Origin of the sequence: Marinobacterium aestuariivivens (assembly GCF_042661465.1) — a bacterium.
Lineage (GTDB): Bacteria > Pseudomonadota > Gammaproteobacteria > Pseudomonadales > Balneatricaceae > Marinobacterium_A > Marinobacterium_A aestuariivivens.
The window spans coordinates 1,624,766-1,639,216 of record NZ_JBHSWE010000001.1; the positions used below are offsets into that span (position 1 = coordinate 1,624,766).

At 63.4% G+C, this 14,451-nt stretch carries 13 protein-coding genes and 1 pseudogene; all 14 read right to left on the bottom strand.

Going from position 1 to position 14,451, the window contains the following annotated elements:
* Positions 1 to 30 precede the first annotated feature (30 nt).
* Complete coding sequence (gene nfo / locus ACFQDL_RS08485; protein WP_379908625.1) at positions 31 to 915, bottom strand: deoxyribonuclease IV; 885 nt, start codon at positions 913 to 915, stop codon at positions 31 to 33.
* Between the two features lie 3 nt (positions 916 to 918).
* Complete coding sequence (locus ACFQDL_RS08490; protein ID WP_379908626.1) at positions 919 to 1,101, bottom strand: hypothetical protein; 183 nt, start codon at positions 1,099 to 1,101, stop codon at positions 919 to 921.
* 39 nt (positions 1,102 to 1,140) lie between these two features.
* Positions 1,141 to 2,876: pseudogene (recJ, locus tag ACFQDL_RS08495) on the bottom strand (single-stranded-DNA-specific exonuclease RecJ).
* Positions 2,877 to 3,149: 273 nt separating this feature from the next.
* A complete protein-coding gene (locus ACFQDL_RS08500) occupies positions 3,150 to 3,941 on the bottom strand; it encodes a YdcF family protein (RefSeq protein WP_379908627.1) in 792 nt (263 codons plus the stop codon).
* A gap of 176 nt (positions 3,942 to 4,117) precedes the next feature.
* Positions 4,118 to 5,536: a threonine synthase gene (gene thrC, locus ACFQDL_RS08505; protein ID WP_379908628.1), complete on the bottom strand. Its 1,419-nt coding sequence runs from the start codon at positions 5,534 to 5,536 to the stop codon at positions 4,118 to 4,120.
* 10 nt (positions 5,537 to 5,546) lie between these two features.
* The gene (locus tag ACFQDL_RS08510; protein ID WP_379908629.1) at positions 5,547 to 6,848 is read right to left on the bottom strand and encodes a homoserine dehydrogenase; all 1,302 of its coding nucleotides are present in this window, start codon (positions 6,846 to 6,848) and stop codon (positions 5,547 to 5,549) included.
* Between the two features lie 452 nt (positions 6,849 to 7,300).
* Positions 7,301 to 8,050 (bottom strand): DsbC family protein, encoded by a 750-nt coding sequence (locus ACFQDL_RS08515; RefSeq protein WP_379908630.1) that lies wholly within the window; start codon positions 8,048 to 8,050, stop codon positions 7,301 to 7,303.
* Positions 8,051 to 8,228: 178 nt separating this feature from the next.
* Positions 8,229 to 9,170, bottom strand: a complete 942-nt coding sequence (xerD, locus tag ACFQDL_RS08520) for a site-specific tyrosine recombinase XerD (RefSeq protein WP_465263956.1) — start codon at positions 9,168 to 9,170, stop codon at positions 8,229 to 8,231.
* Between the two features lie 3 nt (positions 9,171 to 9,173).
* A complete protein-coding gene (locus tag ACFQDL_RS08525) occupies positions 9,174 to 10,622 on the bottom strand; it encodes a hypothetical protein (protein WP_379908631.1) in 1,449 nt (482 codons plus the stop codon).
* Between the two features lie 195 nt (positions 10,623 to 10,817).
* Positions 10,818 to 11,174 (bottom strand): 50S ribosomal protein L19, encoded by a 357-nt coding sequence (gene rplS / locus ACFQDL_RS08530; RefSeq protein ID WP_188859163.1) that lies wholly within the window; start codon positions 11,172 to 11,174, stop codon positions 10,818 to 10,820.
* A 22-nt stretch (positions 11,175 to 11,196) separates the two neighbouring features.
* A complete protein-coding gene (gene trmD / locus ACFQDL_RS08535; RefSeq protein ID WP_379908632.1) occupies positions 11,197 to 11,946 on the bottom strand; it encodes a tRNA (guanosine(37)-N1)-methyltransferase TrmD in 750 nt (249 codons plus the stop codon).
* Between the two features lie 3 nt (positions 11,947 to 11,949).
* A complete protein-coding gene (gene rimM, locus ACFQDL_RS08540) occupies positions 11,950 to 12,474 on the bottom strand; it encodes a ribosome maturation factor RimM (RefSeq protein ID WP_379908633.1) in 525 nt (174 codons plus the stop codon).
* 21 nt (positions 12,475 to 12,495) lie between these two features.
* On the bottom strand, positions 12,496 to 12,744 hold the full coding sequence (gene rpsP, locus ACFQDL_RS08545) for a 30S ribosomal protein S16 (RefSeq protein WP_379908634.1): 249 nt from the start codon (positions 12,742 to 12,744) through the stop codon (positions 12,496 to 12,498).
* Positions 12,745 to 12,923: 179 nt separating this feature from the next.
* Positions 12,924 to 14,306 (bottom strand): signal recognition particle protein, encoded by a 1,383-nt coding sequence (gene ffh / locus ACFQDL_RS08550; protein WP_379908635.1) that lies wholly within the window; start codon positions 14,304 to 14,306, stop codon positions 12,924 to 12,926.
* Between the last annotated feature and the right edge of the window lie 145 nt (positions 14,307 to 14,451).

Consider the following 14,451-nt stretch of genomic DNA (forward strand, 5'->3'; position numbering starts at 1 on the left):
TGACATAAACGGCTCCGGCCTGCGTGAAGATTAGTGCCCTGCACCCGGGATCGCGGTCGCCCCGGCAGCGAAGCGCCGCAGCAACTGGATCTCCTCGGCCCAGAGACTGGAATCTATGGTTTCCAGCACCAGCGGTATACCACGAAAACGTCCATCCTGCATGATGTATTCGAAGACGGCCAGCCCGATCTCACCCTGCCCGAGACTCTGGTGGCGGTCCACGCGGCTGCCGAGTCCCGTTTTCGAATCGTTCAGATGCATGCCGCGCAGATGCCCGAAACCGACGATGCGGTCGAACTCGGCGAAGGTCGCCGCGCAGGCCTCCGCGTTTCGGAGATCGTAACCGGCGGCAAAGAGGTGGCAGGTGTCGAGGCAGACCGCGACCCGGGAACGGTCGCGCACCCGTTCGAGAATCGCCGCCAGGTGCTCGAAGCGGTAGCCCAGGTTGGTCCCCTGGCCCGCGGTGCACTCGATCACCGCGATCACCTCCGGCACCGCCTCGTGCGCCAGGTCCAGCGACTCGGCGATGCGCGTCAGGCAGTCGTCGGGATCGATCTGCTTCAGATGACTGCCGGGATGGAAGTTGAGATAGCGCAGGCCCAGTTGATGACAGCGTCGCATCTCCTCGACGAAGGCGCCGCGCGAGCGCGCGAGCGCCTCCGTATCGGGGTGCCCGAGATTGATCAGGTAGCTGTCATGGGGCAGGATCTGCTGCGGACCGAAGCCCAGCCGCTCGCAGTTCTCGCGAAAGGCCGCGATCGTCCGCGCACTCAGCGGCGGCGCTTCCCAGCGCCGCTGATTGCGGGTGAAGAGCGCGAAGGCATTGGCCCCGATGCGCCCGGCATTCAGGGGCGCCTGATCGACGCCGCCGCTGGCGCTGACATGGGCACCGACATAATAGGGACGCAACGTCATCGGTCAGAGCTTGCAGGCGCCGCCGAGGCAGTCGTCGAAATCCATGCTTTCGAGCTCGGCGCGCTCGTCGCGGCTGCGGCGCAGGCGGCTCAGCAGCTCGCCCTCGGCGCCGGCCCCCTCTTCCACGCCCGCGCGCTCGAACACCGCCATCAGGGTATTCAGTTCATCCAGTGTCAGGTCGTTCATGCTTCTATCTCCAGTCGAACATCCGGCCGGGCCGGGGTTTCAGCGAATAATTTCGAGATGTTCCACCATCAGCTGCAGGTTGCGCTGACCGCGGAACTCGTTGACATCGAGCCGGTAGACCACCCGCACCCGCTGCACGGATTCGTCGGGCCAGCAGCCGGTATCGACATTGAACCAGATCGCATCGACCGCCAGACCCGAAGGCGGGTCCATCAGCACCAGCTTGAGATGACGCTGGCCGACGATACGCTGCTGCAGCAGCGCGAAGTCGCCATCGAACAGCGGCTCCGGGAACTGCTGTCCCCAGGGCCCGCCTTCGCGTAGCCGCTCGGCCAGTTCCAGGTTGAGTTCGGCCGCCGCCAGGCTGCCGTCGGTTAGCAGCCGCCGCTGCAGGTCACTCTCGTCGAGCTGACGACGCACTTCGGCATCGAAGGCATCACCGAAGGCCGCCAGGCGGTCTGCATCGAGGGACAGGCCCGCCGCCATCGCATGACCACCGAACTTGTTGAGCAGGCCGGGATTGCGTGCGGCGATGGCATCGAGGCCATCGCGGATATGGAACCCCGGAATCGAGCGGGCCGACCCCTTGAGTTCACCGTTGTCGCCCGGCGCAAAGGCGATCACCGGGCGGTGCACCCGCTCCTTGATGCGCGATGCGAGGATACCGATCACCCCTGGTGCCAGCTCTCGTCATAGAGGCAGAGCCCCAGCGGCAGCGCCTGCTCGTCCAGCGTCAGGCGCTCCAGCGACACCAGCGCCTGCTGCTGCATCTCCTGCTCGATGCCGCGTCTTTCCCGGTTCAGCTCATCGAGGGTGCGGGCCAGCGCCAGCGCCCGGTCGGGATCGTCGCACAGCAGGCACTCGATGCCGATCGACATGTCCTCGAGGCGGCCGGCGGCATTGAGCCGCGGCGCCAGTGCGAAGCCCAGATCGCTGGCCACCAGCCGCTGCTGCTGACGGCCCGACACTTCGATCAGCGCCTTCAGGCCCGGGCGAGTCAGGCCGGCACGGATACGCTGCAGCCCCTGATGCACCAGCACGCGGTTGTTGTGCTCCAGCGCCACCACGTCGGCGACGGTTCCCAGCGCCACCAGATCCAGCAGCACCGCCAGGTTTGGTGCCCGCTCGCCACGACCCTCGAACCAGCCAGCGGTCTGCAGCGAGCGCCGCAGCGCGATCATGACATAAAAGATGACACCGACACCGCAGGTGGACTTGGCGATGAAGTCGCAGCCGGGCTGGTTCGGATTGACGATGGCGCAGGCCGCCGGCAGCTCGCGGCCGGCCAGGTGGTGATCGGTCACCACCACATCGATCCCGAGTTGATTGGCCCGGGCCACGCCCTCGATACTGGAGATGCCGTTGTCGACAGTGACCAGCAGCTGCGGCTTCTGCCGCGCCGCCACCCCGACGATCTCGGGACTCAGTCCATAGCCGTATTCGAAGCGGTTCGGCACCAGGTAGTCGACCGGGGCCGCGCCCATCATCCGCAGCCCCAGCACCGCCACGGCGGTACTGGTCGCGCCGTCGCAGTCGAAATCGCCAACTATCAGGATCGACTCGCCGCCGGTCACCGCCCGCGCCAGCCGCGCCACAGCCGCTTCGAGCCCCTGCATGCCGGCATCGGGCAGCAGTTCGTGCAGGGTCCGCCCGAGCTGGTCGAGGGACTCGATGCCACGCGCGGCATAAATGCGCGCCAGCACCGGATGGGTTTCATCGAAAATCGGCAGCGAGCTGTCGATACCGGCACGGCGTTCGATTATCACGTCGGACATAGTGTCAGAGCCTGTTTACGATCTTTTGCCCAACTGCGTTGCCGCCCCAAAAAGCGCCAGACAAGGCGCAAGCCGCGTGGTTTAGTGGGCCTAAATAAGCGGCGAGCAACGCCGTATGGCGCTTTTCGGGGCGCAACCCGAAGGGACGGGGTCCTTTTCGCGCATTGCGGCGTCTCTCGTCGTTCACGTACATCAAGTACATCACTCTCCTCGTTCCTTGCACTGCGCGAAAAGGGCCTCCGTCGCAGCGGGCAAAAGATCGTAAACAGGCTCTTAGGACTCCGGGCCCGGGAACAGCCGGTCGGTCCGGCCAAGCAAATGATAGATCAGCAGCCCGCTCCACTCTTTCACAGCGGTCACCAGATCACGCAGGTTGCCGGCGAACTGGGGACGGTAGCGCAGGCCGCTGCCGTAGTAGTCGACCGGATAGGGGATGACCTGCCAGCCGAGCTGGCGATAGATCCCCACCGAGCGCGGCATATGGTAGGCCGAGGTCACCAGCAGCCAGGGTTCACTCGGCACGCCGCCGAGCAGACGGGCACTCTGACGAGCGTTTTCCCAGGTATTGCGGGCATCCCGTTCGAACAGGACAGGATTGGCCAGGGGCGGCAGACTCTCGAGCCAGTCCCGGGCGACGTCGGCGCCGCGGTATTGCGGATTCAGCACCGAGGCCGAACCGCCGGTCACCAGAACGGGACTGTCCGGGTAGCGCTGCATCAGCTCTGGCAGCAGCATCAGCCGCTCGGCGGCCATATTGAACTGCGGCTGCTGCCAGCGGTCGCTGAGCTGCGCATCTTCCGCCCCGCCCAGCACCAGGATGCCCGCCACCTGTTTCGGCAGCGCCGGCCGGTCGAAGCGGGTTTCGAGCGGCTGCAGCAGCAGGTCGCCCAGCGGAAACAGCATCAGGGCGCAGGCCGGCACCGCCAGCAGGCTCAGCAGCGTACGGGCGCCGCGACGTCCCAGCCAGAGGCCGACGACACCGGCGAGCAGCAGCAGCACCAGCAGGTTGTCGGGCTGTACCGCCAGCCAGAGGGTCTTGGACAGCAGAAAGAGTGCGTTCTCCATGATAGGAGCCTGTCGGACTTAACACTGGTCTACTGCGGTCGAGCCGAGTTTGGCCAGATTTTCCGATCCTCCTCGTTAAATAGCGGGCTATTCGCCTCGAACGATCGAATAATCTGACTCAAATCGTCTCACCCTCGCTACGACCAGCTAAGCCCGAAAGGCTCCTAGCGCCAGTCTCAGGCCAGTCCGGGTGCGATACAGTCACGCTTTGTGCACGTGGGAAGCCGGTATTGCTGCACCACCGAGAGGTCGTTGGTCAGCACTTCGTAGCGCTCCTCGCGCTCGAACAGGTCGGCCATGTGCTCGGGCAACTGCGGCGACTCCAGCCCGGCCTTGACCACCGGATCCGGGAACTTGACCGGGTGGGCCGTGGCCAGGGTGATCATCGGCACGCTGCGGTCGCGGTTGCACGCGCGCGCCGCCTTGACGCCGATGGCGGTATGCGGATCGAGCAGGTAGCCGGTCTCGTCATGGACCTGACGGATCACCTCGCAGGTGGTGTCGTCGTCCACGGCGTGGCTGTCGAACAGTTCGCGCACCTGGCTCCAGCGCGCCTCGTCGAGCTGCACGGCCTCGTTGCGGAAACGGGCCATCAGCTCGGAGACGGCCTTGCCGTCACGGCCGTAGACATCGAACAGCAGACGCTCGAAGTTCGACGACACCATGATATCCATGGACGGCGACAGCGTGTGCACCAGCTCGCCGCGACTCATGTCGTTGCCGGATATCACCCGGTGCAGGATGTCGTTGCGGTTGGTGGCGACCACCAGTTGCGCCACCGGCAGGCCCATCTTCTTCGCCAGGTAACCGGCGAAGATGTCGCCGAAGTTGCCGGTCGGCACCGAGAAGGCCACCGGCCGGTGCGGGCCGCCGACCGCCAGCGCCGCCGCGAAGTAGTAGACGATCTGGGCCATGATGCGGGCCCAGTTGATGGAGTTGACCGCGCCGAGCTTCAGGCCCTTGAGGAAGGCCTGGTCGGCGAAGCTGTCCTTGACCATCTGCTGGCAGTCGTCGAAGTTGCCTTCCAGCGCGATGTTGAAGACGTTGTCGGCCTGCACCGTGGTCATCTGGCGACGCTGCACTTCCGATACTCGCTGGTTCGGGTGCAGGATGAAAATGTCCAGATGGTCGCTGTGGCGGCAGCCCTCGATCGCGGCCGAGCCGGTGTCGCCGGAGGTGGCGCCCATGATCACCAGGCGCTCCCCGCGCCGGGCCAGGACGTGATCCATCAGCCGGCCCAGCAGCTGCAGCGCGAAATCCTTGAACGCCAGGGTCGGGCCATGGAACAACTCCAGCACCCACTCGTTCGAGTCGAGCTGAACCAGCGGTGCCACGGCCTTGTGCTGGAAGCCGGCATAGGTCTCGTCGACCATGCGCTTGAGGTCGGCGTCGCCGATGCAATCGGACACGAACGGCTGAATCACCTTGAACGCCAGCTCGTGGTACGGCAGCCCGGCCCAGGACGCGATCTCCTCCCGGCTGAAAGTCGGCAGCTGTTCCGGCACGTAGAGGCCGCCGTCGCTGGCCAGGCCCGCCAGCAGCACCTCTTCGAAATTCAGCGCCTGCGCCTGACCTCGGGTCGAAATGTATTTCACGTTACTCTCCTCAGTCCTTCAGCTGCTCGACGCGGATGCGGGTGATCTTGCCGAGGATATCGTCCAGCGCCTCGACCTGGGCGATGGCGTCGTTCATTACGCGCTCTTTCACCCGCTGGGTCAGGATGATCACCGGCACCTGCTCGGCGGTGGTCTCCTTCTGGATGATCGCCTCGATATTGATGCCGCTGTCGCCGAAAATCTTGGTGATATGAGCCAGAACGCCGGGACGCTCGATGGCGTGGATGCGCAGATAGTAGGCCGACTCGATCTCCTCGACCGGCAGCACCGGCAGGTCCGACAGGGCGCCGGGCTGGAACGCCAGGTGCGGTACCCGGTTGCCGTTTTCCAGGGTCAGGGTGCGCACCACGTCGATGACATCGGCAACCACCGCGGACGCCGTCGGTTCGGCACCGGCGCCGGCACCGTAGTACAGTGTCTGGCCGACGGCATCACCCTCGACCATGACGGCATTCATCACGCCCTCGACGTTGGCCAGCAGCAACTCTTTCGGGATCAGGGTCGGATGCACGCGCAGCTCGACGCCGTCCGCAGTGCGGCGGCTGATACCCAGGTGCTTGATGCGGTAGCCCAGCTCCTCGGCAAACTTGACGTCGTCCTGGGTGATCCTGCTGATCCCCTCGGTGTACGCCTTGTCGAATTGCAGCGGAATACCGAAGGCCAGCGACGCCAGAATGGTCAGCTTGTGGGCCGCATCGATGCCTTCGACGTCGAAGGTCGGATCGGCTTCGGCATAGCCCAGCGCCTGGGCTTCGGCCAGCACATCGGCGAAATCGCGCCCTTTCTCGCGCATCTCGCTCATGATGAAGTTGCCGGTGCCGTTGATGATGCCGGCCAGCCACTCGATCTGATTCGCCGCCAGACCCTCGCGGATCGCCTTGATGATCGGAATGCCGCCGGCGACGGACGCCTCGAAGGCCACCATGACATTGTTTTTCTGCGCCGCCTCGAAGATCTCGTTGCCGTGTACCGCGATCAGCGCCTTGTTGGCGGTGACGACGTGCTTGCCGTGTTCGATAGCGGTCAGCACCAGCTTGCGGGCGACGTCATAGCCGCCGATCAGTTCGACGACGATATCGATTTCCGGATTGGTGGCCACCGCGAAAATGTCGGTGGTCATCTCGATGCCGCTGGTATCGCAGTTCGGGTTCTCGCGACGTGCGCCCACCTGGGCGACGATAATTCGCTGGCCGGCGCGACGGCTGATCTCGTCTTCGTTGCGCTTCAGTACGTTGACAGTACCGCTGCCTACGGTACCCAGGCCACAGATACCAACTTTAACCGGTTTCAAATCAATACCTCACTCGTTGCTGAGTTGATCCGGACAGAACGCCGGCGCCGAGGATTCGGCAACAACCATGCAATGCCCGCGGCAAAAATGGGGAGGTATTATAACGGGTGTTGGCCCCGACTTGGATAGCCGGAGGGAATAAAGACCCGGAATGGCTTGAGTGAATCGGAGGGTGGGTGACGCGATGCATTGGCACACGACTGAATGATTACTGCGCATCCCGGGCAACGCATAACCCGCCATATCGATCGTTGTACAGATCGATTGGCCCCGGGGCGGCAGGAATGTTGGGGCGTGGCCTCCGCCCCACCTGCTGTACCGCCGGGAAACCGCGCGCCTAAGGTGCACATGATGGGTTACGCCGCGATACCCGGTGCAATTCGGTGAGATGATCCCATTGCGGCTCCACCCATCCTACCGAATTCCACCCTGCACAGGATTCACCGTCGCGGTTATTCGGAGGCGATGCCGAGCATCTGCGCCAGGCGGCCCGCCGGCACGTAGCCGGGCACCAGGCTGCCATCCGGAAAGACCAGCGCCGGGGTGCCGGTGACGCCGACCTTCTGCCCCAGCTCGAACTGCTCCATCACCGGAGATTCGCAATCCCTGGGCTCGACCGAACCACCGTTCTTGACCGTGCTCATGTCCGCGGCACGCTGACCGGGCTCGGCGCACCAGACCGACTGCATCTTGGCATAGGCACCGGAGCGCTGACCACCGCGCGGGAAGGCCAGGTAGTCGACCTGAATACCCATCTCGTTGAGTGCCGGCACCTCCTGGTGCAGCTTGCGGCAGTAGGGACAGTCGACATCGGTAAAGACCGCGATGGTCGCCTTGACCTCGCCTTCGGGCCTGAAGGAGATACGGTCGGCCGCCGCCACCCCGGCGATCAGGGCCTGGCGTTTGGCCTTGAGCTTCTCTTCGGTCAAATTGACGAAGCCCTCCTTGTCGCCGAGTCGGTAGAGCTGACCGAGCATGAAATACTCGCCCTGTTCGTCGGCATAGAGGACTTCACCGGTACCCAGCACGACCTCGTAGAGCCCGGGCATCTGCGCCTTCACCACCGACTCGACCGGGATGCGGGCATCGACTTTCATCAATTGCCGGGTGATCGTCTCGACGACCTGGGGGTCTGTTTCGGCGGCCTGCAGCACCCCGCTCACACTCAGCGCCAGCAGGGCACTCAGGATGGATTTGCGCATAATGTCCTCGATATCAGATTGGGTTGTCGTTTCTGCTCAGACGGATTCGAATGTCGCAAGTTCCCGGAGTATAGAGGCTGCGCCCATAAAGAAACAGAACCGTAGCAGCCGCGCCTCGCGGCGTACAACGCCGGCACTGTGCCTGCCCATTCGCAGCGGGGCGCCGCTCCTACGAACATCACCCCCTCGGATGGTGCTCGCGGTGCAGCGACTGCAGGCGCTGGCGGGCGACATGGGTGTAGATCTGGGTGGTAGAGAGGTCGCTGTGACCCAGCAGCATCTGCACCACACGCAGGTCGGCACCGTGATTCACCAGGTGGGTCGCAAAGGCATGCCGCAGCACATGGGGCGACAGTGGCTTGTCGATCCCGGCTTCCAGCGCATGACGTTTGATCCGGTGCCAGAACGTCTGCCGCGCCATCTGCTGGCCGAGGCGGCTTGGAAACAGCACTTCCGAACCCGCTTGCGCCAACAGCGGTCGCGCCTGCTGAAGATAGCGCTGCAGCCAGTCCGCAGCCTCTTCACCCAGCGGCACCAGACGCTCCTTGCTTCCCTTGCCGAAAACCCGGATCAGCCCCTGCCGCAGATTCAGCTGCCCCCGGGTCAGCCCCACCAGTTCCGAGACCCGGACGCCGGTGGCGTAGAGCACCTCGAGCATGGCCCTGTCCCGCAACCCCAGCGGTTCGTCCGGCGCCGGCGCCGCCAGCAGCCGCTCGACGTCCTCTTCGGTCAGGGTTTTCGGCAGCGGCCGCCCACGTCGCGGGCTGTCGATCTGCAGCGTCGGATCCTCGCCGATGCGCTCCTCGCGCAGCCAGTAGCGGTAGAAGCCCCGCAGACAGGAAAGCAACCGGGCCGTGGAGCTCGATTTCAACCTCGCCTGCAGGCGCCAGTCGAGGTGGCGCCGCAGCAGGGTCCTGTCTGCCCGCAGCAAACAGCTCCCCTCGTCATTGAGCCAGCAGGCGAACAGCGACAGATCGCGACGATAGGACGCGAGGGTGTTGCGGCTGAGCCCCTTTTCGAGCCAGACCGCATCGAGATACCGGTCGATGTCGCGCTGATCGCCGTCGGCCGGCAGGCGCCGACGGAACCGGAGATCGCCTGTGGCGAGCGTATCGGACACGGATCAGCGATAAATCGACAGCTCGGCGACCTTGTCGGTGGCAATCGGGAAAATCGCGACACCGCGATCCATCCGCTGCTCAACCTCAAGCGTGCCGTTGTGCACCTTCACCAGCGTGCCCTCTATACGACGACCGAAATAGGTGCGCAGTTTGACCGGCTGTCCGGAATAGGCATGCGCCTGAGTCACCGCTGTGGGCTTGTAGGTCTTCTCGGCCTCCCGGGCCTTGACCACGATACCGGGCATGACCTGGACCACATCGGGATCATTGATAACGACTTCCTGCTGCTGCGGCTCCACCGCCTTGGGCGGCTCCAGATCGACGACCAGATCGGGCCCGGGCTCCTGCGAGCCACCCTCTGCGGTTTCGGCCTGAGGTGCGTCACCGTCCTGCGCCTCCTGCGCAGCAACCTGCTCCTCATCCTCGAGCGACCAGCGAATTCCACTCAGATCCTGGCGAACGCCATTGACCGAGACCCTCAGATTGAACAGGTCGAGCAGCTGTTCAGGCGAGGTCAGCGTGTCCAGCGACTGCGCGCCGAAGCCAGGCGGCGGCTCCGCGGTGACCTGGAGAATGGCCTGGGGACGCTGCACATCGGCATAGGCCTTGATAAGCGGATCGGGCACCGACCAGCCGAGACGCTTGAGCTCGGCCTGGACCAGGGCGCCATGGTGCACCGGGAAGTCGTTCGGCGCCATGCCGACCTGCTTGGCGCAGAAGTTGTTGCGACGCGGATTGTAGCCCAGATCGCTGTAATCAAGGGTCACGCGGTCGAGCGTCGGCTGCGCCATCGCCAGGCTGCCTGCGGACAGCTCGCTGGTACCGGTCGAAAGTTCGATCTTGATGCCGGTCTGCGCCATGCCCTCGATGCTCACGTCACTGCTCAGGCGCAGCTTCTGCGGTCGCGGCATAAAGTCCATCGCGACCAGGGCATCCATTTTCAGGCTGCGATATCCCATCGTCCGGGTGGTGGACAGATCGAAACGTTCGACATCGCCGCAGCCCAGTGCATCGAAACTGACACCGCTGCCGGCCGGAGCACCGGTTTGGGCCTCCATGGACTGCGCCAGCGACTCCCACCGGGTCAGAAAGTCGGCATTCAAAGCCAGCTCAAGACCACTGATATCCAGCGCCAGATGACCCGGCCATTGACCGTCACGCAGGTTTTTCTCGGCATTGAGATAGAACAGGGGGTCGGGGGCCCGTAGCAGCACCGATTCGATTCGGACCGAATCCTGACTGCCGGCCGGCACCAGCGCCACACCGCTGACACCGGCGCTGCCATCGAGGCCCGCCACGACACGGGAATAGCTCAGCCTGGCAAAAGGCGCCATCGACTCGGCCAGGCGATCGACCGACACCTTGACCTGATACCAGTAATATCCGTAGGCAGCTCCCGCTATGACAACCGGCACCAGCAGTAGTCCCAGCCACTTTGACAGCGTCCGCATCAGTACAGCTCCTTGTGATCCGTAAGTACCGGCTTACTGATTTCCTATTCTAGGTCCCTTGCGGGGAAATGGCTATTGCTCTGTCGCGCTGGCTATACAGTTGTCGACGGGTGAGGCCTGAGCCTCACCAAGGCGCAGGCCCACAAAGCAAAAAGGCGACCACAGGGTCGCCTTTCGGGAGTCACTGGTGCTTACTTAGCCCAGCTTTTCCTTGATACGTGCAGACTTGCCGCTACGCTCGCGCAGGTAGTACAGCTTGGCCTGGCGCACGTCGCCGCGACGCTTGACGTCGATGCTGTCGACAGTCGGGCTGAAGGTCTGGAAAGTACGCTCGACACCCACGCCGTGGGAGATTTTGCGCACGGTGAAGGCAGAGTTCAGACCGCGGTTGCGCTTGCCGATCACCACGCCTTCGAATGCCTGCAGGCGAGTACGGGTGCCTTCAGTGACCTTTACCTGTACGACCACGGTATCGCCGGGGCCGAATTCAGGTACCTGTTTACCCATCTGCTCAGCTTCGATCTGCTGAATGATAGAGTTTTTGCTGCTCATCGCTCGCTCCTAGAGTGAGTATTCAACCGTCGGACCCCTGGGCCTCACGGATGTATTCGTTTAACAACGTCTGCTGCTCGCGATCCAGTTCGAGGGTTTCCAGCAGGTCGGGACGTCGTTGCCAGGTCCTTCCCAGTTGCTGTTTCAGGCGCCAGCGCCTGATCTCCTCGTGATTGCCGCCCAGCAGCACCTCGGGTACTTGCATTCCGTCGAACTGTTCCGGCCGGGTGTAGTGCGGACAGTCCAGCAAACCTTCGCAGAAGGAATCCTCGGCCGCCGAATCGCGGTGCCCCAATACCCCGGGCACCAGCCTCGACACCGCATCGATCAGAGTCATGGCCGGCAATTCGCCTCCGCTGAGGACAAAATCCCCGAGCGACCACTCCTCGTCGATCTCCGTTTCCAGCAGCCGCTCGTCGATACCTTCGTAACGACCGGCCACGAGAATCAGTTTCTGCCGCGAAGCCAGCTCACGCACGCCAGCATGGTCGAGCCGGCGTCCCTGGGGCGACAGATAGATGACTGTCGCGCCCTCGCCGCCCGCCGAACGGGCCGCCCTTATCGCGTCCCGCAGCGGCTGAACCTTCATCAGCATGCCGGGGCCACCGCCATAGGGGCGATCATCGACGGTTCTGTGCCGGTCCTGGGTAAAGTCCCGCGGATTCCAGCACTCGACCTCGATCAGCCGGTTACGCACCGCCCGCCCGGTCACGCCGTAGGCCGTAACGGCCTCGAACATTTCCGGAAACAGGCTGACCACACCGAACCACACGGCTCAGAACTCCGGATCCCAGTCGACCCGAATGCTACCCTTTTCCAAGTCAATTTCCTTGATCACCCGGTCCGGCAGATAGGGAATCAATCGCTCGCGACGATCGATACTCTCAGCCGTTCCTCTGACCACCAGCACATCGTTGGCGCCGGTTTCCATCAGGTGATCCACCCGGCCGAGCAATTCATCGGACAGGGTGTAAACCAACAGCTTCTCCAGCTGGCTCCAGTAATACTCGCCCTCTTCCAGCTGGGGAAGACGGCTTTCGTCGACCGCAATTTCGGCGCCGCAATACAGCCGCGCCTGTTCCCGGTCGTCGACACCGGCCAGCTTGGCGATCAGCCCCTTGCCGTGGAGCCTGCCGCTCTCGACGTCGATGGATTTCCATTCGCCGCCGATCTTCAGCATCCAGGGCGAGTAACTGAGGATGTTTTCCATCGGCTCGGTGCTCGAATGCACCTTCACCCAGCCTCTGACACCGTATAGCGTCGTGATTTTGCCCAGCGTTACCAGAGAACCGTTCGACATCCTATCAACCCGCCCGATCGATTAAGCTGTTTTGCGGGCTTCTTTGACCAGCTGAGCAACGCGCTCGGACAGGGAGGCACCGCGCTCCTGCCAGTATGCGACACGCTCCAGGTTGACGCGAAGACGCTCTTCCTGTCCGCGAGCGACCGGGTTGAAGAAACCGATGCGCTCAATAAAGCGACCATCACGCGCATTGCGAGAGTCAGCGACGGTAAGGTGGTAAAACGGGCGCTTCTTGGAGCCGCCACGAGACAGACGAATTGTTACCATGTGTATGGTCCCTTTATTTCGCGAGTTTTGAGATCGCTCGCGGTTTTGGTTTCCGGTCCATGCCGAGCCGAAGCCCCACACGGATTACCGGGCCTACAAAAATCAGGGCCGAGATTTTACGCCAAACCCCCGCCCGAAAAAAGCACTTTCTGGATAAATTTTAGGCAATCCGGTTCGCCCTACATCGGCGGAAAACCGCCGCCACCGCCCATGCCCGGCGGCAGCATACCCTTCATGCCACGCATCATTTTCGACATCCCGCCCTTGGATGACATTTTCTTCATCATCTTGGACATCTGCTTGTGCTGTTTCAGCAGCCGGTTGACGTCCTGGATCTGGGTGCCGGAACCCAGGGCGATGCGGCGCTTGCGCGAGCCGGAGATGATATCGGGGTTGTGGCGCTCGCCCGGCGTCATCGAGTTGATAATCGCCTCCATCTGGTGGATCCCCTTCTCGGCCTTGGCCGCATCGGCGACCTGCGCCATCTGGCCCATGCCGGGCAGCTTGTCGAGCAGCCCCATCATGCCGCCCATGTTCTTCATCTGCTGAATCTGTTCGCGGAAATCCTCGAGATCGAAGCCCTTGCCCTTCTTGATCTTCTTGGCGAATTTTTCCGCCTTCTCCTTGTCGATCTTGCGCTCGGCCTCCTCGATGAGCGACAGCACGTCGCCCATGCCGAGGATACGGGATGCAACACGATCCGGATGGAAGGGTTCCAGGGCATCGACCTTCTCGCCGACACCGATGAACTTGATCGGTTTGCCGGTGATATGGCGCACCGACAGCGCGGCACCGCCACGGGCATCACCGTCGGCCTTGGTCAGGATCACGCCGGTCAGCGGCAGTGCCTCACCGAAGGCGCGGGCGGTATTGGCCGCGTCCTGGCCGGTCATGGCATCGACCACGAACAGCGTCTCGACCGGCTTGATGGCGCCGTGCAGACGCTTGATCTCGTCCATCATGTCGCTGTCGATATGCAGACGACCGGCGGTATCGACCAGCACCACATCATGGTGCTGAATGCGGGCGTGGGCGATGGCGCCATTGGCGATATCCACCGGGTCCTGGTCCGCGCTGGACGGGAAGAAGTCGACGCCGACTTCGGCCGCCAGGGTTTCGAGCTGCCGGATCGCCGCCGGACGGTAGACGTCCGCCGATACCACCAGCACCTTTTTCTTGTCCCGCTCCTTCAGACTGCGGGCCAGCTTGGCGACGGACGTGGTCTTGCCGGCACCCTGAAGGCCGGCCATCAGCACCACGGCCGGCGGTTTGGCCGCCAGGTTGAGCGCTTCGTTGGCCTCGCCCATGACCTTGACCAGTTCTTCCTGGACGATCTTGACGAACACCTGACCGGGCGTCAGGCTGCGACTCACTTCCTGACCGACAGCCCGCTCCTTGACGCCGTTGACGAACTCCTTGACAACCGGCAGCGCGACGTCGGCCTCGAGCAGCGCCATGCGCACTTCGCGCAGCGTGTCCTTGATATTGTCTTCGGTGAGTTTCGCCTGGCCGGTGACAGCCTTGAGCGTTTTCGTAAGCCGCTCTGTCAGATTCTCGAACATATACTGCCTCTGTATCTCTGCGCCGGCACGCTGGGCGGGCGGCAAGGGCGTCTTGTCAAAGGACCGGCATTATACAGGAGCCGTCCCGGGGGCGGCACCTCATATTTCACCCCCTGAATTTTATGACACACTAGGCGCCTTTCCA

Bases quoted from the DNA above. Each gene is read 5' to 3' on its own strand.
- ACFQDL_RS08500 (WP_379908627.1), bottom strand. From the start codon at position 3,941: ATGGAGAACGCACTCTTTCTGCTGTCCAAGACCCTCTGGCTGGCGGTA.
- rplS (WP_188859163.1), bottom strand. From the start codon at position 11,174: ATGAGCAGCAAAAACTCTATCATTCAGCAGATCGAAGCTGAGCAGATG.
- ACFQDL_RS08490 (WP_379908626.1), bottom strand. From the start codon at position 1,101: ATGAACGACCTGACACTGGATGAACTGAATACCCTGATGGCGGTGTTC.
- rpsP (WP_379908634.1), bottom strand. From the start codon at position 12,744: ATGGTAACAATTCGTCTGTCTCGTGGCGGCTCCAAGAAGCGCCCGTTT.
- ffh (WP_379908635.1), bottom strand. From the start codon at position 14,306: ATGTTCGAGAATCTGACAGAGCGGCTTACGAAAACGCTCAAGGCTGTC.
- ACFQDL_RS08515 (WP_379908630.1), bottom strand. From the start codon at position 8,050: ATGCGCAAATCCATCCTGAGTGCCCTGCTGGCGCTGAGTGTGAGCGGG.
- ACFQDL_RS08525 (WP_379908631.1), bottom strand. From the start codon at position 10,622: ATGCGGACGCTGTCAAAGTGGCTGGGACTACTGCTGGTGCCGGTTGTC.
- nfo (WP_379908625.1), bottom strand. From the start codon at position 915: ATGACGTTGCGTCCCTATTATGTCGGTGCCCATGTCAGCGCCAGCGGC.
- rimM (WP_379908633.1), bottom strand. From the start codon at position 12,474: ATGTCGAACGGTTCTCTGGTAACGCTGGGCAAAATCACGACGCTATAC.